The 24,836-nt window shown below is 35.0% G+C and carries 24 protein-coding genes; 18 read left to right on the forward strand and 6 right to left on the reverse strand.

Annotated elements, in window-relative coordinates:
- Position 1: 1 nt before the first annotated feature.
- The gene (locus BLQ19_RS01995; protein WP_074537238.1) at positions 2–679 is read right to left on the reverse strand and encodes a fibronectin type III domain-containing protein; all 678 of its coding nucleotides are present in this window, start codon (positions 677–679) and stop codon (positions 2–4) included.
- Positions 676–4,443: a zinc-dependent metalloprotease gene (locus BLQ19_RS02000; protein ID WP_074537239.1), complete on the reverse strand. Its 3,768-nt coding sequence runs from the start codon at positions 4,441–4,443 to the stop codon at positions 676–678. Before BLQ19_RS02000 ends, BLQ19_RS01995 begins: the two co-directional genes overlap by 4 nt.
- A gap of 51 nt (positions 4,444–4,494) precedes the next feature.
- On the opposite strand from BLQ19_RS02000, the gene BLQ19_RS02005 reads away from it, so the two are divergent.
- The 16 genes from BLQ19_RS02005 to BLQ19_RS02075 all read left to right on the forward strand — a co-directional run bounded on the left by BLQ19_RS02005 (position 4,495) and on the right by BLQ19_RS02075 (position 18,178).
- Entirely contained in the window at positions 4,495–5,421 is a 927-nt protein-coding gene (locus tag BLQ19_RS02005) for a bifunctional riboflavin kinase/FAD synthetase (protein ID WP_029447242.1), read from the forward strand.
- A gap of 130 nt (positions 5,422–5,551) precedes the next feature.
- Positions 5,552–6,823, forward strand: a complete 1,272-nt coding sequence (serS, locus tag BLQ19_RS02010) for a serine--tRNA ligase (RefSeq protein ID WP_074537240.1) — start codon at positions 5,552–5,554, stop codon at positions 6,821–6,823.
- A 112-nt stretch (positions 6,824–6,935) separates the two neighbouring features.
- Positions 6,936–8,723, forward strand: coding sequence for a tetratricopeptide repeat protein (locus BLQ19_RS02015; RefSeq protein WP_074537241.1), 1,788 nt, complete (start codon positions 6,936–6,938; stop codon positions 8,721–8,723).
- A 178-nt stretch (positions 8,724–8,901) separates the two neighbouring features.
- Positions 8,902–9,213: a DUF4286 family protein gene (locus BLQ19_RS02020; protein ID WP_024482014.1), complete on the forward strand. Its 312-nt coding sequence runs from the start codon at positions 8,902–8,904 to the stop codon at positions 9,211–9,213.
- A complete protein-coding gene (locus tag BLQ19_RS02025) occupies positions 9,203–9,517 on the forward strand; it encodes a gamma-glutamylcyclotransferase family protein (protein WP_024482015.1) in 315 nt (104 codons plus the stop codon). The genes BLQ19_RS02020 and BLQ19_RS02025 overlap by 11 nt, the downstream gene beginning before the upstream one ends.
- Before the next feature lie 12 nt (positions 9,518–9,529).
- On the forward strand, positions 9,530–10,399 hold the full coding sequence (gene rsmA / locus BLQ19_RS02030; protein WP_024482016.1) for a 16S rRNA (adenine(1518)-N(6)/adenine(1519)-N(6))-dimethyltransferase RsmA: 870 nt from the start codon (positions 9,530–9,532) through the stop codon (positions 10,397–10,399).
- Complete coding sequence (mgtE, locus tag BLQ19_RS02035; RefSeq protein ID WP_025616046.1) at positions 10,386–11,741, forward strand: magnesium transporter; 1,356 nt, start codon at positions 10,386–10,388, stop codon at positions 11,739–11,741. Before rsmA ends, mgtE begins: the two co-directional genes overlap by 14 nt.
- A 133-nt stretch (positions 11,742–11,874) precedes the next feature.
- Positions 11,875–13,398 carry a carbon-nitrogen hydrolase family protein gene (locus BLQ19_RS02040; protein WP_024482018.1) on the forward strand — a complete coding sequence of 508 codons (1,524 nt, stop codon included), beginning with the start codon at positions 11,875–11,877 and terminating at the stop codon, positions 13,396–13,398.
- 231 nt (positions 13,399–13,629) lie between these two features.
- The gene (locus BLQ19_RS02045; RefSeq protein ID WP_024482019.1) at positions 13,630–14,211 is read left to right on the forward strand and encodes a Crp/Fnr family transcriptional regulator; all 582 of its coding nucleotides are present in this window, start codon (positions 13,630–13,632) and stop codon (positions 14,209–14,211) included.
- Between the two features lie 87 nt (positions 14,212–14,298).
- The gene (locus BLQ19_RS21455) at positions 14,299–14,700 is read left to right on the forward strand and encodes an MBL fold metallo-hydrolase (protein ID WP_254788176.1); all 402 of its coding nucleotides are present in this window, start codon (positions 14,299–14,301) and stop codon (positions 14,698–14,700) included.
- Entirely contained in the window at positions 14,681–15,184 is a 504-nt protein-coding gene (locus BLQ19_RS21460) for an MBL fold metallo-hydrolase (RefSeq protein WP_254788178.1), read from the forward strand. The genes BLQ19_RS21455 and BLQ19_RS21460 overlap by 20 nt, the downstream gene beginning before the upstream one ends.
- A 71-nt stretch (positions 15,185–15,255) precedes the next feature.
- A complete protein-coding gene (locus BLQ19_RS02055; protein ID WP_024482021.1) occupies positions 15,256–15,645 on the forward strand; it encodes a nuclear transport factor 2 family protein in 390 nt (129 codons plus the stop codon).
- A 256-nt stretch (positions 15,646–15,901) separates the two neighbouring features.
- A complete protein-coding gene (locus tag BLQ19_RS02060) occupies positions 15,902–16,210 on the forward strand; it encodes a nuclear transport factor 2 family protein (RefSeq protein WP_437438133.1) in 309 nt (102 codons plus the stop codon).
- A 147-nt stretch (positions 16,211–16,357) separates the two neighbouring features.
- Positions 16,358–17,299: a 2-hydroxyacid dehydrogenase gene (locus tag BLQ19_RS02065; RefSeq protein ID WP_024482023.1), complete on the forward strand. Its 942-nt coding sequence runs from the start codon at positions 16,358–16,360 to the stop codon at positions 17,297–17,299.
- A gap of 86 nt (positions 17,300–17,385) precedes the next feature.
- Entirely contained in the window at positions 17,386–17,772 is a 387-nt protein-coding gene (locus BLQ19_RS02070) for a VOC family protein (protein ID WP_074537242.1), read from the forward strand.
- Between the two features lie 55 nt (positions 17,773–17,827).
- Positions 17,828–18,178: a TM2 domain-containing protein gene (locus BLQ19_RS02075; protein ID WP_024482025.1), complete on the forward strand. Its 351-nt coding sequence runs from the start codon at positions 17,828–17,830 to the stop codon at positions 18,176–18,178.
- Positions 18,179–18,251: 73 nt separating this feature from the next.
- Here BLQ19_RS02075 and BLQ19_RS02080 read toward each other — a convergent pair whose 3' ends face one another.
- From BLQ19_RS02080 to BLQ19_RS02090, 3 genes are all read right to left on the reverse strand, one after another.
- The gene (locus BLQ19_RS02080; protein ID WP_074537243.1) at positions 18,252–20,093 is read right to left on the reverse strand and encodes a GNAT family N-acyltransferase; all 1,842 of its coding nucleotides are present in this window, start codon (positions 20,091–20,093) and stop codon (positions 18,252–18,254) included.
- Positions 20,094–20,212: 119 nt separating this feature from the next.
- Positions 20,213–21,463, reverse strand: coding sequence for an aspartate kinase (locus BLQ19_RS02085; RefSeq protein ID WP_024482027.1), 1,251 nt, complete (start codon positions 21,461–21,463; stop codon positions 20,213–20,215).
- The gene (locus tag BLQ19_RS02090; protein WP_024482028.1) at positions 21,460–21,939 is read right to left on the reverse strand and encodes a GNAT family N-acetyltransferase; all 480 of its coding nucleotides are present in this window, start codon (positions 21,937–21,939) and stop codon (positions 21,460–21,462) included. The genes BLQ19_RS02085 and BLQ19_RS02090 overlap by 4 nt, the downstream gene beginning before the upstream one ends.
- A 187-nt stretch (positions 21,940–22,126) precedes the next feature.
- On the opposite strand from BLQ19_RS02090, the gene fbp reads away from it, so the two are divergent.
- On the forward strand, positions 22,127–23,137 hold the full coding sequence (gene fbp / locus BLQ19_RS02095) for a class 1 fructose-bisphosphatase (RefSeq protein ID WP_024482029.1): 1,011 nt from the start codon (positions 22,127–22,129) through the stop codon (positions 23,135–23,137).
- Between the two features lie 60 nt (positions 23,138–23,197).
- On the opposite strand, the gene BLQ19_RS02100 is transcribed toward fbp, so the two are convergent.
- Complete coding sequence (locus BLQ19_RS02100) at positions 23,198–23,620, reverse strand: tellurite resistance TerB family protein (protein ID WP_024482030.1); 423 nt, start codon at positions 23,618–23,620, stop codon at positions 23,198–23,200.
- Between the two features lie 179 nt (positions 23,621–23,799).
- On the opposite strand from BLQ19_RS02100, the gene BLQ19_RS02105 reads away from it, so the two are divergent.
- Complete coding sequence (locus tag BLQ19_RS02105; protein ID WP_029447250.1) at positions 23,800–24,816, forward strand: ligase-associated DNA damage response exonuclease; 1,017 nt, start codon at positions 23,800–23,802, stop codon at positions 24,814–24,816.
- Positions 24,817–24,836 lie beyond the last annotated feature (20 nt).

The following is a 24,836-nucleotide window of genomic DNA, read 5'->3' on the forward strand; positions in this document are numbered from 1 at the left end:
ATTACTCTAAAACTTTAAAACTATACACGCCTGAGCTAGAAGAGTTCCCGGCAGCATCTATTGTCTTGATACGCCAGTAATACACGGTATTCTCGACTACAGAAACGTTTAACTCGGTTGTATTTTCAGGTAGCGTAGCCATAAGCGTTGGTGTACTATTCAATGAAAAATACACTTCATAACTCACTATGTCTGAATCTAAATCAGCTCCAGACCATGTTAGTTTCACCTCATTATTTGTGTCTCTTATTACCGTTTCTCCGGAAATAGGCGACGTAATTGTTGCTGGAAAAGGAATATAGGAACGTACGGTTCCTGCATTATAAAAATTCCATGTCTCACTCTTAGCTGTAGCACTAGATTTAGCATTTTCAGAAACAACACTCCAAGAGTAAGGTGTACCCTTTGCCACTTGCACTTGCGCAGATGTCTGGTTTGTACTTACAATTTGCGGGGTACTCGTCAATAAATTCTCTACGGTTAACTTGTAACTCTGGGTATTATCTGAAGCCTCCCATTGAAAAGTAATTAATCTTGTGGTCTCATTAATATCTGCTCCTGTAATACACTCAGAATCTTGAAGTGGAAAAACAAGCAAAGCACTTGAAGGCGATTTTACTTCGTCTTTTGAACAACCAAACACTAATAGGAAAAAACCAAATGCAATTATTTTTCTCATTGCTTAATTAATTTAAAAGTCTCTGTTAAATGATCGCTTTGTAACTTTAAAAGATAGACTCCCGACGGTAAATCGTTCACCGAAATAGTCAATTCCGTAGTTCCCTCGGGAATGGTACTAGTTTTTACTAACCTACCATTTAGAGCAAAGATATTTACCACATTATTTGTAGTGACGATTCCCGTAAATATTTGCACCTCATCACTTGCCGGGTTTGGATAGACAAATGGTTTATCAAGAACAATATATTCCATTTCAAAAGAGCCTTGACACGGAAGATTGGTCTCTACCTTTAAGGTATTAACACCATTGGCCAATGCCACTTTATAAGAAGAGCTTGTAACCGTCTGCGCTACGCCATTAAGACGAACTATATACTCCTCTGCTCCTAGTAAGTTTAAATCAACATTTTTTCCATCATCAGAAAGCACAGCAAAAACTTCCAAGTTATCTGGTTGCGTTACCACAGCATCAAAACAATATTCCTCGTACGTAACTACACCGTCTGTTCCTGTAATGCAAACTTCGTAAGCACCAGAAGCCAAATCTCCAAGAGTATAGGTTGTGGTAAAATTACTTGTTTCATCAACTCCATTTCCCGTAACCGCAATTGTATAGGCTAATGATGTATTTGCCGTGATCGCAATGGCACCATCGTTATTAGTTCTACAAGACTCACTATTTAAAGCAACTTCAAAATTAGAAGGTTCAAAGTAGTAAAGCGGACATCCTTGCGTATCTACCTCTAAGCCCTCTGGTGTTCCTAAGCACATATCATCTCCATCATCAAAAACACCATCATTATCTGCATCTGGCCTAAATAAACCCTCTACACATAATTCTAAAGAGAAACCATTTAAAGAGCCACCATCGCCTCCCGCACCGTCACTTATTGTCAAAACCCAATCTCCTTTAGAAGATTCTCCATTAAAGGCATTTAAAGAACCTAAGGGCTTTACTAGTCCGCTTATCGCAGGGTTTGTTCCACAAACAAAACTGCTAGCACTTTGATCAAAGGTGGCATTAACATTCCTATTTTCCCCGCAAGAATTCGCCATTAAAACTACAGTCGTCCCTTCTGGAGAAGTCAATGTAACCGTAAGATCTGCCAAATAGGAGTGCGTAAGATCTAGCGTTACATTCACATCTGAAAGTGGTAAATCTTCAATAAAAGAAATCGTTGAGGAAATGGTAGGAGAACCCGATGACGATATCGTAATCGGTAAACTTTTTGCCGAAACTATTTTACAATCAATATTAGTAGTCGTAAAACTAAATGCGTTTCCAAAAACTCCTTCACCACAATTATTCTTGGGCTTTACACGCCAATAATATGTAGTATTAGGTATGAACCCTAAGGAAGTATATGTTGTTACTAATACATTCGCAGATTCTACCACATTGGTAAATGCTGCATCTGTAGCAATTTCAATATCATAAGTGGTACTCGAAGGTTCTTCTTGCCATTCAAATACTTGATTAATACCAGCGTCTACTGCTGCATCGGTTGGTGCAATTAATAACACAGGAGTAAAACTTGTATTTTCAACAGAGACCGTTAAACTAACTTGCTTTGTAATACTAGCACTAGTCGCCACAACAACTAACTGATACACTCCAACTGCTGCCGCTCCACTATTACTAAAAGTAAGGGCTACTAGCGTGCCATTTGCTGTTGCCGTAGCAGGAGAAAAACTTGCTGTTAACCCTGTTGGCAATCCAGAGACACTAAAAGTTGCTTCCTCGGAAAAACCTCCATTAGTTTCATAAGTAAATGGAATAATTAGGTCTGAAGGCTGACAAATAAAATATTCTAATTCTGAAAAGTTTAAAACGATAGCACTACTTGTAATCGAAAAATTAGCCTCATTTACCGCAAAGAATATATTAGAACTAGCTTTAACCATAATTCTAGCCTGAGTAGTAACCACATTAGGTAACAGTACAGTATGAGCACCATCATTAGCTACATCTTGCGCTAGAGTAGTCGTAAAAGTAAGTCCACCATCTGTAGATAATAAAATATCTACTAACTGAGCGTTAATGGTAGAGTTTGTAGTATTAGCTACATCCCATAAAATTTCTTGAGAGCTTCCCGCCTCAAAACTTGCTGTGGTATTTTGAGAAAGCACCAGAAAAGGTCCTGCCGTCTCTACGACACTAATTTTCATAAGGTCTGAAACAACTTGCCCTCCGCCAACACCGTTATCACGAACGGTAAGCGCAAAGTTCAAATCTCTTTCTACGGTAGACAAGGTTTCCCAAGCAGAATTTACAACAGGATTAGACTGCGTTAGGTTTCCACTAATTACACTTGATAACTTAGGAAAATAACGACTGGGCGACACACTAGGTTTTTGCGATCTAAATGTAGCTCCAGATGGATTTGTAGGCCCAAAAGTTGTATTCGTTACTACACCATCATCTACTTGCTCCCAGGCATAAGTTAAAATATCGGAGACATCCGTATCCGAAGCATTCCCTTCAAGAACAAATGGTGTTCCCATAGGAATGGTATAATCCGGAAGCCCTATTATGGAAGGCGGTGTATTTACAATTGGAATTTCTGTAGCACAACTGGTCGTAGCCAAATATTCAGAAATTTGTTTGATACTATAATAGTGAAAATAATCTTGCCCGTTAGATGCTACATTATTCACTCCAGAAATACCTGCATACCCCATAATGGTAGTTCCACTTCCTGGTTCTGCTTGCACCTGTGTTCCTTCAGATTCAAAAGACCAGGTATGATTTGCCCCTAGTTGGTGCCCCATTTCATGGGCTACAAAATCTAAATCGAACAAATCTCCTTCGGGAGTTGTTCCCGAGGAATAAGCACTTCCTTTTTGAGCATCTTTACAAACAGACCCTATAAAGCCAGCATCTCCGCCATTTGTATCTTCATTTAGCAAATGTCCAATATCATAATTAGCAGCTCCAATAACACTCGTTAGAGTACTTTGCACTTGTGTGTTTAAGTTTCCTGTATAAGGATCAGTGGTTGCCGAAGTATAAATCACAGCATCTGTATTTGCTACTAGTTCAAGAGTGACTCCTAAATCTGTTTCAAAAACCATATTAATCCTAGTCAACGTTGCATTAATAGCCGCTAAAGCATCTGCTTTTGTTCCTCCATGGTATGCCGTGTATTCTCCGGTCGCAGAAATAGCCACCCTATATTTTCGCAATACCTGATCATCTACCAAACGAGCTGTAGACGCATTTTTACTACTTAAACTCAGTTCTTTGGTGTCGCAAATAAAATCAGCATCAACAACATCTGTAGTTTTTCTAGTATACAAGATATACTCCTCTCCGTCTGATTTCTGCATGAATGTAGCTTCAGAAGATTTGGCATCTACCATCATACTTTGTACACCTTTAGAAGACACACTAAACCGAATACTTTTAGAACGATCAGCAGCCCCTACACCTTTATATGATTTTATATTTGGATATCTCTTAGCTAATTCTGGTGCCATTACAGAAGACTCCTGAACATTAAAAGGCATTAAACTCCCATCTTCATCAGGAAAATAGAGCACTTGAGATTGTTTTGAACTCGATTTATTTTCTAACCGCGCTAAAAAATCTTTATCGTTTAAGGTGTAAGTTTTAGCATCGAGCACAGATAGTTTCTGTAATTTACCTGAAACCTTTGAGGTAGTAGAAGTTGTTTGTTGCCAAAAAACATCTTGACCAAACCCAGAAAACGAGAGAAAAAATATGGGAATTGCAAAAAGTAGACGTAAGTTTGCTTTCATTAAAACGAATTAACAGATTATAAAAGTAAGGCTTTTTATTATTTAATTTTTGTGATAACGATTCAAAACATAAGTAAATTCGATGACCAACAACCTACAGCGGTTACTATTGGCACATTTGATGGTGTGCATATAGGTCACAGAAAACTATTAGATAGACTCATAAATGATGCCAAACTTTTAAATTTAAAAGCCACTGTACTTACCTTTTTCCCCCATCCTAGGATGGTCTTACAGCAAGATGCCAATATTAAGCTTTTAAATACTATTGACGAGAAAATAAAAATTTTAGAGCATATTGGACTAGACTATTTAATGATCTATCCGTTCTCAAAAGAATTTTCTAGACTATCCGCTACAGATTTCGTAGAATCAATTTTAGTAAAAGGCTTAAACAGTAAAAAGATTATTATTGGTTACGATCACCGATTTGGCAGAAATAGAAATGCAGATATTAAAGATTTAATATCGTTTGGCAAAACCTACAATTTTGAAGTAGAAGAAATACCTGCTCAAGAAATAGATGAAGTTTCGGTAAGCTCTACCAAAATTAGAAAAGCACTAGAGGAGGGTGATATTGCCACCGCTAATGCATATCTAGGGTATAATTACATGTTAACCGGTACTGTAATTCACGGAAAAGGTTTAGGCAAGCAATTAAGTTTCCCTACCGCAAACATTCTTATTGAAGAATCCTATAAATTAATTCCGTTAAACGGAGTGTATGTTGTTAAAAGTGAAATTAACAATCGTACGGTTTATGGAATGATGAACATTGGTTTTAACCCAACTGTCTCTGGCAAAGAAAAAAGCATCGAGGTTCATTTCTTTGATTTTGACCAAGACTTATACGGCAAGAAAATTCAAGTTGATATTCTAGAACGCCTTCGGGATGAACATAAATTTAGTTCTGTAGAAGAATTAAAGAAGCAATTAGATAAAGATAAAAAAACCTCTTTATCCCTTCTTTCTAAATAAGCGTTTCTTCTTTTAAAATATCCCAAAAAATAGAAATTGCAGGCATAACCAAAAGCTTCACAATAAATAGCCTCTACATCTTATCTATACTGAAAAAAACCATTAAATTTGTGCTCTTAAAATAGAAATCATGTTACAGCTAAATGTTATTAGAGAAAATAAGGATGCCATTATCGAAGCTTTAAAAAAGCGAAATTCTGATGCCGCTTCCCTTATTGATTCTGTACTAGTTCTTGATGAAAAAAGAAGAGCTACACAAACTCAATTAGACAAAACTTTAGCAGATTCTAACAAGCTTTCTAAAGAAATTGGGATTCTATATAAAAGTGGTAAAGCTCAAGAAGCAAACGCGCTAAAAGAAGAGACTGCCAATTTAAAAGAAAGCTCAAAAGATTTAACAGAAGAATTAAATACTATTGCCACTGAACTTCAGCAGGCATTATACCTAATTCCTAACGTTCCTCACGACTCTGTTCCTACAGGCAAGTCTGAAGAAGACAATGAAGAAATATTTAAAGAAGGTGATATTCCTGTTTTGGCAGGTGGTGCTTTACCACATTGGGAGTTAGCCAAGAAATATGATATTATTGATTTTGAATTAGGCGTTAAAATTGCCGGAGCAGGTTTTCCTGTTTACAAAGGTAAAGGCGCACGTTTGCAACGCGCCCTTATTAATTATTTCTTAGACAAAAACACAGCAGCCGGATACAATGAAATTCAAGTACCTCATGTAGTCAATGAGGCATCTGGTTACGGAACAGGGCAATTGCCAGACAAAGAAGGGCAAATGTATTATATGCCTGCAGATGATTTATACCTAATTCCTACTGCAGAAATCCCTGTTACGAATGTGTTCCGAGATGTAATTCTTAATGAGAAAGATTTTCCAATTACACATACCGCTTACACCCCTTGTTTTAGAAGAGAAGCAGGTAGTTACGGCGCTCACGTTCGTGGTTTAAATAGACTACATCAATTTGATAAGGTTGAAATAGTGCGCGTAGAACATCCCAGCAAATCTTATGAGGCTTTAGATGGTATGGTAGAACATGTAAAAGATATTTTACGGGAACTAAAATTGCCGTATAGAATTTTACGTCTTTGCGCTGGCGATTTAGGGTTTACCTCTGCCTTAACCTTTGACTTTGAAGTGTTCTCTACCGCTCAAGACCGTTGGCTAGAGATAAGCTCTGTTTCTAATTTTGAAACGTACCAAGCAAACAGATTAAAGCTTCGTTTTAAAGATGAAGATGGCAAAAGCCAATTAGCACATACCTTGAACGGAAGTGCTTTAGCCTTGCCACGTGTATTGGCAGGGATATTAGAAAACTATCAAACACCAGACGGAATTATAATTCCAGAAGTATTAGTCCCTTATTGTGGATTTGATAAAATCGATTAAAAAAATTACAAGCGCTATAGGAAACTATAGCGCTTTTTTTATACCATCACTCTAAAAATTACTTCACTTAAAAATAAATAAGTTTCTGCGTATCTTTGAGTAAAAAGCGCCCTTGAAACTTTTCCTATCTTTATTTATTTTTCTATGTATACAATGGTCGTCTGCACAAGAAAACTATGTTTTAGCCAAACAGTATTTAATTGATGGAGATTTTGATAAAGCAGTAGTATATTTTGAAAAGCTTGTCAAACAAAACCCCTACAGAAGCGATTATTCCGAAGATCTAATTACGTGTTATCAGCAATTAGAGCAATATGCCGATGCAGAAAGAGTTCTTATCAGCAGATTAGAAAGCAAAAAATCACACCCAGTTTTAATTGTAGATCTAGGTTACAATTACACCTTACAAAAAGAAGACAGTAAGGCTACAGAAATGTATGAACAAGCATTAGCAGTGATTCCTAAAAACCCCAATTTCGCCTATAGTATTGGTTCAAGGTTCCAAAAATATACGTTATTAGACTATTCCGAGAAAGCTTTTTTAAGCGGAATGGAAGCGAGTCCGGAATTAGATTTCAATTTCCCATTGGCTAAAATTTACGGAGAACAAGGTAAAATTGAAGAAATGTATTTGGCCTTTATCAACCTTCTAAAAAACGGTAGCACTTCTATGTCTAGCGTTTTGAGAAATATAGATGACTTTGTTACAGAAGACGCGCAAGCCGAAAACAATATCCTTTTTAAAAAATTACTTTTAAAAAATGCACAAAGAGATCCCGATATACTTTGGAATCAATTATTAAGTTGGCTATTTGTTCGCCAACTACAATACAGAAGTGCTTTCACCCAAGAAAAGGCAATCTACACAAGGTCTGAAGACAGTTCTTTGTCAAGGATTCAAGATTTAGGGAAACTTGCTTTAACACATAAAGATTATGAAACTGCAGATGCCATTTTTGACTTTATCATATCCAATACTAGCAATAGTGAGTATAAATTAGATGCCCAATTAAATAGAATAGCTATTCAACTTCTAGAAACTGATGATAAAAAACTAGATGAACTAGAAACATTATTTGAAAAAATGATAGCAGAATATGGATTTAAAAGCAATACACTACAATTACAAATTGCATATGCTAATTTTCTAACCTTCCAAAAAAACAATCCTGAAAAAGCCATCAGTATTCTTAAGGAAAGTTTAGAGCTTCCTTTAAATACATACGGTAAAGCGTATTTAAAAATGGCCTTAGGAGATATTTTAGTGTATGATCAAAAGTTTAACCAAGCATTGATCTATTTTTCTCAGATACAGCAAGATTTAAAAAATGATGTCCTAGCACAGAACGCCCGTTTTAAAGTAGCACAAACAAGTTTTTACAAAGGAGATTTTGAATGGGCCCTAACGCAATTAAAAGTGCTCAGGAGTTCTACCTCACAACTTATTGCTAATGATGCCATGCAACTTAGCTTATTAATATCAGACAACTCTTTAGAAGATTCTACGCAAACGGCCTTAAAAATTTATGCAAAAGCAGATTTATTAGCCTATCAGAAAAAAAATAAAGAGGCCATTGCTACGCTAGACCTTATACTTAAAGATCATAAAGGAGAAAAAATTGAAGATGAAGCTTTGTTAAAGCAAGGACAACTTCTAGAACAAATGAACGATTTTGATACTGCAAAATTCAACTATCAAAAAATCATTGAATTTTATGCTACAGATATCTTAGCTGACGATGCTTATTTTGCTATCGCACAATTGTATGAAAATAACTTTAATGATATGGAGAAGGCCAAAGAAAGCTACGAAAAAATCATATACAACTATCAGGACAGCTATTATTTTCCACAAGCTAGAAAAAACTACAGGCGTTTGCGTGGTGATGCCATTGAGTGAGGTTTGTAAATTAGTTCAAGACCGCCAAAATCACTAGATAATCCGCTGAAATACGAAAGCTTTTTTAAACTCATTTAAAAATAGGTTTAAAATAAGCATCGCCTATACTTGCGTTTGTTCGTGTACTTTTTAACTTCTACCTTTGCCATCAATACTTTACCTTAATACAAAAATCTCAATGTACATATACAACGTTACTTCAAACATAGATGAATCCATCCATGATCAGTGGTTAGGATGGATGAAAGAAACACATATTCCGGACATGATTGCTACAGGAAAATTTAGTGCTGCCAAATTATGTCGTGTTTTAATCGAAGAAGAAATGGGAGGCGTTACCTACTCTGTTCAATATACCACAACGTCAAAAGATGAACTTGAAAAATATTACAAAGAAGATGCACCGAGATTAAGGCAAGAAGCGATGAAACTTTTTGCTGATAAAATACTAGCTTTCAGAACAGAATTAGAAATTATTAGTGAGCATTAACACCTATTTATTCTCCTACGGAAGTCTTCAAGAAATTGAAGTTCAACTTAAATTATATGGGAGAAAACTAATAGGGGTCAAAGATAGCTTGCAAGGATATCAGATTTCTGATGAAAAAGTTGCTGCTTTATATCCTATACTTATAAAAGCAACCGAAGAAAACAGTTCAGTGAATGGGCTAGTTTTTCAAATTAGCGCTAAAGAATTAGTAGTATCAGATGATTATGAAGGTCATGAGTACCACAGAATAGCGATAACACTTACATCGGGCAAAAAAGCTTGGTGCTATGTAAAGCCCCAATAAAAGTCTAAAATTATGGCTAAGAAAGATTTCAAAAAAAACAAAGCGATGTTTAATGCTAAAAAAGGCACTAAACCAAGCAGCCCTGTAAAAGCCAAAAAACATTTAGGCCAACACTTTCTAAAAGATGAAGATATTGCCAGGCAAATTGCAGAAACGCTAACTATAAAAGGCTATAAAAACGCTATTGAAATAGGCCCTGGAACAGGAGTGCTAACTAAATATTTATTAAAGGAAGACGTAAACTTGGTAGCTATGGACTTAGATTCAGAATCTATAGTATACCTAAACAATAGTTTCTTTCTAGAGCATCCTGAATTTATTGGTAGAAAGCAAGAATTTAAGGTTATAGAGGCCGATTTTTTAAAGTATGATGTTACCACTTTATTTGGTGATGAGCAGTTTGCCATAACAGGAAATTTTCCTTATAATATTTCTACACAAATTGTATTTAAATTACTAGAAATACGGCATCTAGTACCAGAATTCTCTGGAATGTTCCAAAAAGAAGTGGCGCAACGTATTTGCGAAAAAGAGGGCAGTAAAGCATATGGCATCCTATCCGTGCTTGTGCAAGCATTTTTTGATGCCGAATATTTATTTACCGTACCACCAACCGTTTTTGACCCACCACCAAAAGTAGAATCTGGTGTATTGCGTTTAACACGAAAAGAAAACCAAACATTGGCATGCAATGAAAAATCGCTCTACAGAGTGGTTAAAGCTGCATTTGGGCAACGTAGAAAAACAATTCGTAACAGTTTAAAAACATTCAACCTTTCTGATAGTCTTAGAGAAGATACTATCTTTGACAAGAGACCAGAACAGCTATCTGTTACTGACTTTATTTCACTTACAAACAAGATTGACAATGATACCGTTTAAACTCACTGAAGAGCTCATCACTGACATAGAGAACTTTATCGAAACTAAAAACAATAGTGCTTTGCTATCGCTTTTAGAAGATATTCACTATGCAGATATTGCTGAGATTATCAATGAGTTAAATGAAGACGAAGCCACTTACATTATCAAGCTTCTAGAGAGCGATAAAACATCTGATATTCTTACAGAATTAGATGATGATGTGCGTGAAAGTATTTTAGGAAATTTATCTGCGAAAGAAATTGCAGAAGAATTAGATGAACTAGATACGGATGATGCTGCCGATATTGTTGGTGAGCTTCCAAAGGAAATGGTTCAGAGAGTTATTTCTGAAATAGAAGACAGAGAGCATGCAAAAGATATTGTAGACCTTTTACGTTTTGATGAAAATTCTGCTGGGGGTTTAATGGCAAAAGAATTAGTAAAAGTAAACGAAAACTGGAATGTACTTACCTGTGTTAAAGAAATGCGGGTACAAGCAGAAAATGTGACACGAGTACACTCTATCTATGTTGTAGATGATGAAGGTAAATTAAAAGGAAGACTCTCTTTAAAAGATTTATTGACTACGTCTACAAAAACACACATTAAAGACGTTTACATCGCAAAAGTAGATTATGTGAATGTAAATGAAAAACCAGAAGAAGTAGCTCGGATCATGTCTAAATATGATTTGGAAGCTATTCCAGTTATTGATGAAATTGGTCGTTTGGTAGGCCGTATTACTATTGATGATATTGTAGATGTTATCCGGGAAGAGGCAGAAAAAGATTATCAAATGGCTGCGGGTATTTCTCAAGATGTAGAAGCCGATGATAGTATTTGGGAATTAACCAAAGCACGTTGGCCTTGGTTACTTATTGGAATGATGGGCGGATTGGGAGCGGCTAGTATTATTAGTGGTTTTCAAGAAGCACTCACGAAATTTCCTGTGTTATTAATATTTATCCCCTTAATGCAAGCAACTGCTGGTAATGTGGGGGTACAATCTTCTGCAATTGTAGTTCAAGGTTTAGCCAATGACACTATTAAAGGTGCTATTTGGGGCCGACTAGGAAAAGAACTTCTGTTAGGTTTAGTAAATGGTTTAGCTTTAGCCTTTGTTTTTCTAATCATTAGCCATTTTGGATTTAAAACCACGTATTTAGAATCTATTGCTGTAGGCATAGCCCTTGTTACTGTTGTTGTAAATGCCGCAGTAATTGGTACCTTTATTCCTATTTTCTTAAACAAAAGAGGCATTGATCCTGCTATTGCAACCGGTCCTTTTATTACCACCAGTAATGATGTTTTAGGAATTCTTATTTATTTTTCTATCGCCAAGGTTATTCTAGGGTTTTAAAAGCCAACAACTCTTTAAGCGTCAAGCAATCAGCGCATTTTATAGTAAATTTATATAAATAGCATTATTTATTAAATCTTTAATAAATACTATTGAAAAAAGTTGTAATCTTTGCGCAATAATTGCTTGCCTTATGATACGAAATATTGAAAATATAGAATTAGAATTCTTAACCATTGACGATTATCAAGCTTTGAAATCTGCAATGATTGAAACCTACCCCAATATGGAAAACTCCTATTGGAAAGAAAATTTAATTCAGAAGTTAATAAATGATTTTCCTCAGGGGCAAGTGGTCATAAAAGTGAATGGAAATTTAGCAGGCTGCGCGCTATCTTTAAGAGTTGATTACGCACAATTTGACAGACCACATACCTACAGAGAGGTTACGGGAAATTATACCTTCAACACCTTAAAAAAAGATGGGGATGTGTTGTATGGGATTGAAGTATTCATAAAATCTGAATTTAGAGGCTTGCGCCTTGGAAGACGTTTATATGACTACCGTAAAGAACTTTGTGAGAGAGAAAACTTAAGAGGTATTATTTTTGGCGGCAGAATTCCTAATTATCACAAATACTCCAACGAGCTTTCGCCTAAACAATATATTGAAAGTGTTAGACGCAAAGAAATTCATGACCCTGTTTTAAACTTTCAGATTTCCAACGACTTTCACCCTTCAAAAATTATGAAAGGGTACTTAGAAGGCGATGCACAATCTAATGAATATGCCGTTCTTTTAGAATGGGACAATATCTATTACCAAAAAACAAATACCAAAGCAGCTACCAATAAAAAAGTTATTCGCCTTGGACTAATTCAATGGCAGATGCGTAGCTATAAAAATCTTGAAGATTTAATGCAACAAGCAGAATTCTTTATCGATTCTGTATCTGGATACCGTTCAGATTTTGCTTTATTCCCAGAGTTTTTTAATGCTCCATTAATGGCAGAGAATAACCACCTAAAAGAATCTGATGCCATTAGAGAGTTGGCAAAGCACACCTCAGAAATAGTTAAAAAATTCTCAGAACTAGCTATAACTTATAACATTAATATTATTACAGGAAGTATGCCTGAAATTATTGATGACCGTTTGTACAATGCAGGTTATTTATGCAAGAGAGACGGCACTACAGAGCGTTATGAAAAATTACATGTTACTCCAGATGAAGCCAAAGTTTGGGGCATGCAAGGCGGCTCTGAGCTCCGCACGTTTGATACTGATTGTGGTAAAATTGGAATTTTGATCTGTTACGATGCTGAGTTCCCGGAACTAAGTAGACTTCTTGCAGATGATGGTATGGATATTTTATTTGTTCCATTTTTAACCGATACTCAAAATGGATACTCAAGAGTACGTCATTGCGCACAAGCAAGAGCTATTGAAAATGAATGTTATGTAGCCATCGCTGGTAGCGTGGGTAATTTACCTAGAGTAAATAACATGGACATTCAATACGCACAGTCCATGGTCTTTACTCCGTGTGATTTTTCTTTTCCTGCAAACGGAATAAAGGCAGAGGCTACACCAAATACCGAAATGATATTAATCTGTGATGTAGATATAGATTTACTTAGAGAATTAAATCAATTTGGCAGTGTAAAAAATTTGAGAGATCGCAGAAAAGATTTATTTGAATTAAGAAAAAAATAAATTAAAACACCGCACTATAGAAAGCATCAACATACTACAGTTGATGCTTTTTTTATGCACCTTTACTAGCCACATAGCCAATATTGTATGAAAAAATCGCTCTTATAAGCTCCCTGAACATTGCGCCATACTTTTACCATACAATCCAACAATTAAAATAATATTTTTTTCATTAAATTTATACATCCTCCTATACCGCAATAACCAAAATACAAGCATTATATTTAAGGAATGTCTCTAGATCTTTTAAAGCAAAATATCACAAAAAACGTTCAACTCAATGATTCAGATCTTGAGACATTTTCTAATGCATTTTATCCCAAAACTATCGCTAAAAAGCAATTTTTATTAAAACAAGGGGAGATATGTAAGTTTGAAGGCTTTGTCACTAAAGGTTGTTTCAGAGTCTTCACCCTTGACTCTCAAGGTAAAGAACATGTATTATATTTCGCTATTAAAGATTGGTGGATTACAGATATTGATAGTTTCACTAATCAAAACAAATCTATATTATCCATACAGGCCATAGAGGATAGTGAAGCTTTATTGATAACTCACGAAAATAAAGAGCAGCTTTATCAGCAAATACCTTCCATTGAAAAACTTTTCAGAATCATGACACAAAAAACTTTAGTGTCATTACAGCGTAGGATGATTAGTAACTTAAGTCAAACAGCAGATGATCGCTACTTAAATTTTATTACCAAATACCCCCAAATAGCCCAAAAATTAACCAATCTTCAATTAGCCTCATATCTAGGAATATCGCATGAATTTTTGAGTAAAATTAGAAGTAAAACTGTTTCCAAATAATTTTTGTTTTTTCATTTATTGAACTTGTTCAATGTTTTCTTTTGTTCATCTATGCAATTTTGTAGCATCAAATTAAAACAGCATACAATGAAAAATCTTATTTCAACAATAGTATTAACTACTTTAATTTTATGTAACATGGAAGCACAAGAAACACAAACAATTGCCACGAATAATTTTACACTACAGATTTACAATGCATCGGAAAATAGCTTTGGCGTTGCCTCTATACTTGTTTCTGGCAAAAAAGACGCAATTTTAATAGATGCTCAATTTACATTGGCAGATGCAGAAAACGTTGCAAAATCTATTAAAGATTCAGGTAAAAATCTAAAAACAATTTTCATATCACACAGTGACCCAGATTTCTATTTTGGCCTGCAAGTATTTAAAAAATACTATCCAGAAATTACTGTATATGCAACACCTGCTACTGTAGACAACATTAAGGCTACCGCCCAAAAAAAAATTGGATGTTTGGGGAGCTAAATTAGGTAGCGCAATCACTACAAATGTAATTTTACCTCAAGTATTAAAAGGAAGTTCTTTAGAATTAGAAGGCGAAAAACTAGAAATAATTGGCTTAGATAATTTCCCTGCAAAAACTTTTATTTATATTCCATCTAGCAAAGCTGTTCTTGGTGGCATCAATGTATTTTCAGACAATTTTCATCTATGGATGGCAGACGCGCAAACCACAGAAGCTCGCAATTCATGGATATCAATTTTAGAACAAATTGATACCTTAAAACCAACAATAGTGATTCCAGCACATGGAAATTCTAAAACAACACTTAACTTATCTTCCGTAAAACACACTAAGGAGTACATTCAATTTTATGAAGAAGCACTCAAAACAAAACCTACTTCCACAGATTTAATTTCCATATTAAAAGAACACTACCCAAAAGCTACTTTTGAAACGGCATTACAAATTGGAGCAAAAGTAAATACTGGAGAAATGAAATGGTAAGGTTTCTAACAATAGGCATCTTGACAATGCTTTTATTCGCATTGTCAAGTTGTACTTTAAAATCTAAAAAGATGACAAACTTAGAAATAATTAGAAGTACTTACGAGGGTAAAACATCAGAAGAAAATGGAGCTAATTTAGAAAAATTTGTTGCCAGTGATATTCGTTGGACAGAAGCCAAAGGCTTCCCATACGCGGGTACCTATGTTGGAATAAAAGATATCACCAAAAATGTATTTTCAAGATTAGGGTCTGAGTGGGATGCCTATAAATTTACCCCAGAAGAATATGTGGCAACAGACAATACTGTTGTCGCTATTGGCACTTACTCAGGAGTGTATAAACAAACTAACAAGGCATTCTCTGCACGAGTAACACATATCTGGAAACTTAAAAATAGTAAAATTGTAAGTTTTGAACAGATTGTAGATAGTAAAACCGTCGTAGATGCTATGATTTAATTTAGCGCTATTATTGCGCATTAATAGCCACACCCTATAGTGGACCAACAACGATAGTGGATTTAGATCTGATTCAAACAGATTTAAATCGGCTATTACTTTTTTCTCTTGTATTACAAATTTCATTTTTCATAGCGCTAAAATTATCGTATATTCTTATCCCACTTGCTTTATATTTAGAGATTATGACATCTATAGAACAGAACAAAAAAATGCAGTAGCTTTCTATAAAACAGCATACGAAGGCAATCCAAAAATAGCTGTTGAAAAATATGTTGGAAAAGAATACATTCAACACAACCCTGCAGTTGCCAATGGCACTCAAGGCTTTATCGCCTATTTTGAAAAAATGCAATTAGCGTATCCAGAAAAATCTATTGAATTTGTTCGAGTGATCGCTCAGGATGATTTAGTAGCCCTCCACACCCATCAAGTATGGCCAGATAACGACCAATATGTTACGATGGATTTTTTTAGATTTGATCCTCAGGGTAAAATTTGTGAACACTGGGATGCTATTCAGCAAATACCCAAAACTTCAGAGAATCCAAATAAAATGTATTAGTCTATCGTTATTAAAAGAAGTATCGAATCTCAATTACGTATTTTAAGGTTGAAAAACAGCTTGACCTTACCCAAATCAGCAATTGTTGATTATATTTAGATTCTTTTTTCACGGAACTTAGTACTAAAAATATAACCAAATACAAGAATGCGCGTATTACATTTAGATGTGAATCACCCTTTAATTATCGAACAATTTAATGAATTAGGGTTTATAAACGAGGAAGATTACACCTCAAGCAAAGAAGAAGTAGAAGCAAAAATACATTTATACGATGGTATTATCATCCGCAGCAGGTTTAGTCTTGACCACACTTTCTTAGAAAAAGCTACCCAGCTAAAGTTCATAGGAAGACTAGGCGCCGGCTTAGAAAATATAGACACAGCATATGCAAAGGATAAAAATATATTCTTAGCCGCAGCTCCTGAAGGAAATAGAAATGCCGTAGGAGAACATACTTTAGGCATGCTTTTATCTCTTTTCAACCATTTAAATAAAGCAGACCAAGAGGTAAGACACGGTAAATGGGACCGAGAAGGAAACCGTGGAATAGAATTAGATGGTAAAACCGTTGGTATTATTGGATACGGAAATATGGGGAAGGCTTTTGCCAAAAAACTCAGAGGGTTTGATGTAGAAGTACTATGCTATGATATTAAAGGCGGTGTTGATGATGATAATGCACGCCAAGTGGGGATTATGGAAATCAAACAGAAATGTGATATCATTAGTCTTCATGTACCGCAAACACCAAGTACCATAAATATGATAAACAAAGAATTTATCGATGGTTTTAGTAAAGACATTTGGATTTTGAATACCGCTCGAGGTAAGTGTATTGTAACGCAAGATTTAGTAGAAGCCTTAAAAAGCGGAAAAGTGTTAGGAGCAGGATTAGATGTATTAGAATATGAAAAAGCATCATTTGAAAACATGTTTTCAGAGAATGAGCTGCCCGAGGCGTTCAGCTATTTAATAAAAGCTCAAAATGTGATACTATCTCCGCATGTGGGCGGATGGACCGTGGAGTCTAAAATAAAACTAGCACAAACTGTAGTAGACAAAGTCAAAGCTAAGTTCAGCGCTTAGCTAGTGCTAAGGAAGACCTTTCTAAACTCCCATATAGCGTAGTATTACAAAAACATCTTAAAGTGACGATCTAATAACAATTAATAATGAAAAATAGAGTTACAGGTTTAGGTGGATTCTTTTTCAAGACGAAAGACCCAGATGCTATTAAAAAATGGTACAACAACCATTTAGGATTAAATACAGATCAGTACGGCTGCACTTTTTGGTGGAAAGATAAAGAAGGTAATGATTGCAGTACGCAATGGAGCCCAATGAATCAAGACACCGATTACTATGAACCTAGCAAATCATCATTTATGATGAACTTCAGGGTAGAAAATTTAGTGGAGTTGTTGGCAATTTTAAAAGAGGAAGGAGTTACTATTGTAGATGAAATTCAAGAGTTTGACTATGGAAAGTTCGGATGGATTCTTGATCCTGACGGCAATAAAATAGAACTTTGGGAGCCAATAGACGCTGAATTTCTGTGAGTTAGAAATTATTATTACATTTAGCACAGTTTAACAACAAATAACAATTCAACCAATGTCAGAAGAACAAAACAAATCAGAAAAAAATGCAAACGAGTTTGCAGATGAAGCCAACAAAACCGCTAATGAATTTGCAGCAGGTGCAAAAGAAGCTTTTTCAGGAGCAGCTGCAGGAGACGAAAACAAGAAAGTACTTGCTGGATTATTAGCAATATTTTTAGGAAGTTTTGGCGTACATAAATTTATATTAGGATACCAAAAAGAAGGTATTATACAACTTATTGTATCCGTAGTAACTTGTGGTTTCGGAGGCATTATTGGTCTTATTGAAGGAATCATCTATTTAACAAAATCTGATGAAGAATTTTACAATACATACCAAGTAGGAAGAAAGCCTTGGTTCTAGTAGCACCACAACAGCTCAAAATAAAAAAGCCAAATCGCAAGATTTGGCTTTTTTTTGTACTATCCAAAAGATCTTAATTTTCAGGATCATTAGTAGTTAAATCTTGACCTGCCGCCATTTTTCGTTCTAGCTCTGCTTGAAACTCTTCCATTACTGGTCTAACCGTGTCTTCTGGTAAATCGGCTATCTTGATATACATCAATCCGTCTACAGAATTATTAAATAGCGGATCTACATTAAAAGCAACCACTTTAGCATTCTGTTTTATGTACTTTTTTATCAATACAGGCAAACGTAAACTTCCTGGTTCTACTTCGTCAATTAATTTATCAAACTTGTTTAAATCAGCCTGAGTTTCATCAAACACAAATTCCTTATCAGCATCTTTAAGCTTTACCTTAAACTCCTTTTTAGGTCTAATGTACTGTGCCACATACGGATCCCAGTAGTTAGATTTCATAAACTCAATCATAAGAGATTTAGAAAAATTAGAAAACTGATTACTGATACTTACCCCACCAATTAAATACTTATATTCTGGAAAACGTAGTGTAGTATGTACAATTCCTTTCCAAAGCAAGAATAGCGGCATGGGTTTCTGTTGGTATTCTTTAACGATATAGGCACGTCCCATTTCTATAGACTCGCTCATCATCGCATACAGCTCTGGCTCTACTCTAAACAAATCTTGCAAGTAAAACCCATCAATGCCATACGCTTTGAATATTTCTGCGCCTAAGCCCATTCTATATGCTCCTACAATAGCTTTCTCTTGCTCGTCCCAAAGAAATAAATGATGGTAATAGGCATCAAACTGATCAAGATCAATAGAATTATTAGTTCCCTCCCCTATAGCTCTAAAAGTAACTTCTCTCTGTCTACCTATTTCTTGTAAAATGTTAGGCATATCATGCTCTACCGCTAAGAAAACTTCATAGTTTTTGCTCTGCAATAGCCTACATCCTTTGTCTCTTAATTTAATAATTTCTTCTTCCATCAGTTCTGGACTAATGGCCGAAGCAATTTTTCGAGGTGCCTTAGGCAATTTTAAAGAGGTGGGTATTTGCTCTCTTATTCTATCGGTTAAGCCTTCCTTTTCGTAGGCATTAGAAAGCATATAGGTTTTTCTACGAAGCAACTCCGTATACTCTTCTAAGCTCTGTTGTTCTTTCTGTACTTTGACCGCGATAGGTTGCCCTATTCGTACCTTTATAGGTCTATTCTTTTGTGTGAATACCTCTGATGGTATTTTGGCGGTTCTAAAAACATCATTCAATTTTGCCAAACGATAGAAAAGTCTACTGTTCTTAGCGTGAAAATAAATAGGCACAACAGGGACTTCTGCTTTTTTTATCAATTTTAAAGCAGCTTCTTCCCAAGGTCTATCTACAAGAAGTTTTCCATCTTTTAAGGTAGAAACTTCTCCTGCAGGAAATATACTTAAGGGATGGCCGTCTCTTAAATGCTGAAGCGCAGTTTTAAATCCTGACAAACTACTTTTTGCTTTTTTATGAGACTCGAACGGATTTACAGGAACAATATAAGGCACTAAAGGCTCCATACGTTGCAGTAAGAAATTGGTCATGATTTTAAAATCAGGACGGTATTCCATCATTAATTTTATTAAGATAATACCATCAATAGCTCCTAACGGATGATTAGAGATAGTGATAAAAGCACCATCTTTTGGTAATCTTTTGAAATCCTCTTCGGGAATCTGAAAATCAATATCAAAATGCTTTAAAATAGCATCTGGATAAGCTTGCCCCTCTAAATGGCTGATTGTATCATAAAACTTATTAATACTAGAAATTCTAGTCACTTTCATAAGAACCCATCCTATAAAAGTGCCTAGAAAGCCATATTTATCTATATTTATTGCTTTTGCAACTTCCTTTGCGGTTACTAAACCCATATTATCTTACCCATTTTCCTGAATGCTAATATAGGAAAATCGTTACTTGGCAATTAAGTTTTAATTTCTTTTTTGAAAAAAGAATACTTTTTACATGTTTACTATTGATAGTCAAAAGGTTACTTCACAACTAATTGCACCGTTTCTTTACCGCGCTGTTCTAATAAAATTTCCTTACCATTTTGCAAGGAGGTAATAGCCTCAGTATCAAAGTGACGAATCGTATATAAAGAAACTTCTTCTTGATGGTTTACTTTAAATTTTCTTTTTAAAATCTCTAGTAAATCATTTAAGCGCCCAAATTTATTATCGACACACACAGAAAAACTGATCGCAGAATTCTGAATAAGATCTACTTTCATTTTATGGTCATGAAATAATTTAAACAGCTCACTGATACTATCTTCTACAATGAATGAGAAATCTAAAGAAGATAACTTCATTAAAACTTGATTCTTTTTCACGATAAAACATGGTACTTTTGGCTCTATGCCAGGACCTTTCCCTACCGTAGTTCCCGCATTTTTAGGTTCTAAAAAAGACTTTACAAGTAAAGGAATTTCTTTTCGTTGTAAGGGCTGTAAAGTTTTAGGGTGAATTACTGATGCACCATAAAAAGCTAATTCAATAGCTTCCCTATAAGAGATTTGATTTAATAATTGAGCATTATCAAAATATCTAGGGTCTGCATTCAACACTCCAGGTACATCTTTCCAAATGGTAACCGCAGTGGCGTTCAAACAATAGGCTAAAATAGCCGCAGAATAATCGGACCCTTCTCTACCTAAAGTAGTGGTAAAGTTATTGTCATCGCTGCCAATAAATCCTTGAGTTATATAAAATTTACTTTTATCAATTCCTTTTGAAATATTTTCCTGCGTTTTTTCCCAATTGATAGCAGCATCTCTATAATTATCATCCGTTTTAATATAATCACGAACATCTAACCATGTATTATTAATACCTACTTCATTTAAATACGCACTTAAAATAGTGGTAGAAACCAATTCTCCATACCCTATAACTTGGTCATAGACAAAGCTGTGCTTTGGCGATTTATTCCACGCAAGAAACCCTTGAACTTCATCAAAAAGTTCCTTTATTTTTTTAAATATAGGATGTTTGTCATTTTCAAACAAATCCATTAAAATATCATTGTGGTATTTAAGAACATCTTGGATTGCAGCAGCAACTTCAGATTTATCTCTAAAATAACTCGTAACAACCGTTTCCATAGCATTGGTTGTTTTACCCATTGCAGAAACTACTATTAGTGTATGCTCATAACCTACTTGCTCTAAAACACTCACTAAATTTTTTACCCCATCAGCATCTTTTACAGATGCACCTCCAAATTTAAAAATTCTCATATATTGGCTATATAATTTTTAATACCATTTTCATCTAATTGAACCACGTCCCAATCGCGCATTACATTTGCGCCTTTACTTTCGTAAAATTTAATAGCGGGTTCATTCCAATCTATAACTTCCCAGTTTATTCTTTTTACACCTAAGCCATGACCGTATGTAACCACCTCATTTAACAATGCAGTTCCCATACCAGTTCCACGCATAGACTCTGTTACTATTAAATCCTCTAAATGAATAATAGGTCCTTTCCAAGTAGAGTACCTATTATAGACCAATGCCATTCCTTTAATTTCATTACCTACTTCACCCACAAAACAGTGGAATAGTGGATTAGCACCAAAACCATCTCTAATTAAGTCGTCTAAAGTAACCTCAACGGCATTTTCTTCCTTTTCAAACACAGCAAGCTCGTTAATCAAGGATAAAACTTGATCCATGTCTTCTTTTTTTGCTTCTCTTATTGAAAATTTCATCACTCTTTTTTTTAGATTTTAATAATCATAGGCTAGATTTATTTCTCTATTCTCAATATAGCGCCCAACCTCTTTTTTATTGTTACAAATATAACATGAAGTTACAAATTTAAAAAACATAAATTGAACGAAAACGTTGTAGTATCACAAAAAAGACGATATTTGTAGGTAAATAAACACTACAATCATGACTAAACAATACAAAACTCTTGGAGAGTTTATTATTGAAAATCAAGACTCTTTTAAATACTCATCTGGTGAACTATCTAGATTATTAAACGGATTACGATTAGCAGCTAAAGTTGTAAATCATGAAGTTAATAAAGCCGGATTAGTAGATATTCTTGGAGAAGCCGGAGATCAAAACATTCAAGGAGAAAACCAACAAAAATTAGACGTTCTCGCTAATGAAAAGTTTATACAAACTTTAAAAAAGAGAGAAATTGTTTGTGGAATTGCTTCTGAAGAAGAAGATGATTTTATAAGCATCAATAGTTTTGATAATCAACATCAAAACAAATACGTAGTACTTATAGACCCGCTAGACGGCTCTTCAAATATTGATGTTAATGTCTCTGTTGGAACTATATTTTCGATTTATAGACGTGTTACTCCCGTAGGTACTCCTGTAACTATTGAAGACTTTCTTCAACCAGGTGTAAACCAAATTGCAGCAGGCTATATTATCTATGGTACTTCTACTATGTTGGTCTATACTACTGGTGATGGCGTAAACGGATTTACATTAAACCCTGCATTAGGTACGTTTTATCTATCGCATCCTAACATGAGTTTCCCTGAGAATGGTAACATATATTCTGTAAATGAAGGTAATTATGTACATTTTCCACAAGGTGTAAAAGATTATATTAAATATTGCCAAAAAGAGGAGGATGACAGACCTTATACATCTCGTTACATTGGATCTTTAGTTTCCGATTTTCACAGAAACATGATCAAAGGAGGTATTTACATGTACCCTAAAAGTAGTGTTGCTTCTGAAGGAAAACTTAGATTATTATATGAATGTAACCCTATGGCTTTTATTGCAGAACAAGCTAATGGATTAGCTAGTGATGGAAAAAATAGGATTATGGAGGTAAAACCAACAGAACTACACCAACGTGTTCCTTTCTTTTGCGGTAGCCGAAACATGGTGGAAAAAGCAGAAGAATTTATGAAAAATGCAAATGCATAATTTAATAAGTTGAAACTAAAAAAGGGGCTAAAAGCCCCCTTTTTTTATTCCTATATTATCTTATTTCTTAACTAAATAAAGGTAATCTTCAAAATCTAATCGACCACCAAAAATCTGCACTGAGCGCTTAATTAATTTGGTTGCCGCTTCCGAAGAGTATCCTAAGCCAATAGCATACTTATTCACCAAGGTCATTTCTTCTTCATCTATCTCGTGATCTGCAAAAACAATTCGAAACAAATCATACAAACGCTCTAAACGTTCTTCTGATGTAGAAGGAGGATTAATAGGGTATTTATTATCAGACTTTAAAACCTCAGCATATTCTGCATCCGTAATATCTAATTTTCTAGCAAACCGATCTAATAAAACTTTTTCCTGAGGATTAACTTCACCATCTACAGCTGCTAAAGATGCAATTGATGAAAAATGAGCTAAATTTCTTCTATGCTCGCCACTGCTATATAAATCTACAAAAGACATAATCTATTTTTTATTTGAGCACAAATATAATTTTTTAGGAGTCATTTTTTACAATAAAACCGATTATTTTGGCTCTTAGTAAGTTGTACGGTGGTTTCCTCAACTATTTACTACCAATAGACTTTAAGTCAATTATCTAAATAATCATCAAAGAAATAATTTTGTAATTTCACAAGGCTATGAAAAATCCATTACTACAATTTACCGATAAAGGTATTTATTGCAGTGTCGCCAAAGTATATCTAGATCCTTGGAAACCCGTTGATAAAGCTATTATCACTCATGGTCATGCAGATCACAGCCGCTATGGACACAAAAGCTACATTACACATCATAGAAATGTACCAATTATAAGGCACAGACTGGGGGAAATAAATGTATCTGGAGTAGCATGGGGACAAACCTTTACTATAAATAATGTGAAATTTAGCCTACACCCAGCAGGACATATTATTGGTTCTTCACAAATACGCGTAGAACATAAAGGAGAAGTGTGGGTGTTTACAGGTGATTATAAAACTGAAAACGACGGAATATCTACACCCTATGAAGTCGTAAAATGTGATTCGTTCATTACAGAATGCACTTTTGGATTACCTGCCTTTAAATGGACACCACAAGAGGAAGTGATGGATTCTATTAACAATTGGTGGCTAGAAAACCAAGCAGAAGGAAAAACATCGATACTTTTTGGATACAGCCTAGGTAAAGCGCAACGTCTATTAAAATATTTGAATCCCGATATAGGCAAAATATACACCCACGGTGCCATAGAAAACATGACCGAAGTATTACGGCCACTGGTAGATTTCCCGGCAACAACACTAATCACTAAAGAAACCAAAAAACAAGATTTGCTGGGCAACATGGTACTAGCCCCTCCCAGTGCACACGGCAGTACGTGGATAAAAAAAATGGTGCCTTACGTTACAGGATCTGCCAGTGGCTGGATGACCTTTAGAGGTGCAAGACGCAGAAGAGCAATAGACAAAGGATTTGTCCTCAGCGATCATTGTGATTGGACAGGTTTATTAGAAAGTATAAAAGCTACTGGTGCCGAAAAGGTAATTTGTACACATGGCTATTCAGATATCTTTTCAAGATACTTGCGAGAACAAGGGTATGATGCCAGAACCGAAGAAACACAATACGGAGAAGAAGAAACCACAGAAATAGAAGAAAAAATAATTGCTTAGAACACCTTAGCTTGAATTTT

It is taken from the genome of Cellulophaga baltica (assembly GCF_900102165.1).
GTDB classification, from domain to species: Bacteria; Bacteroidota; Bacteroidia; order Flavobacteriales; family Flavobacteriaceae; genus Cellulophaga; species Cellulophaga baltica.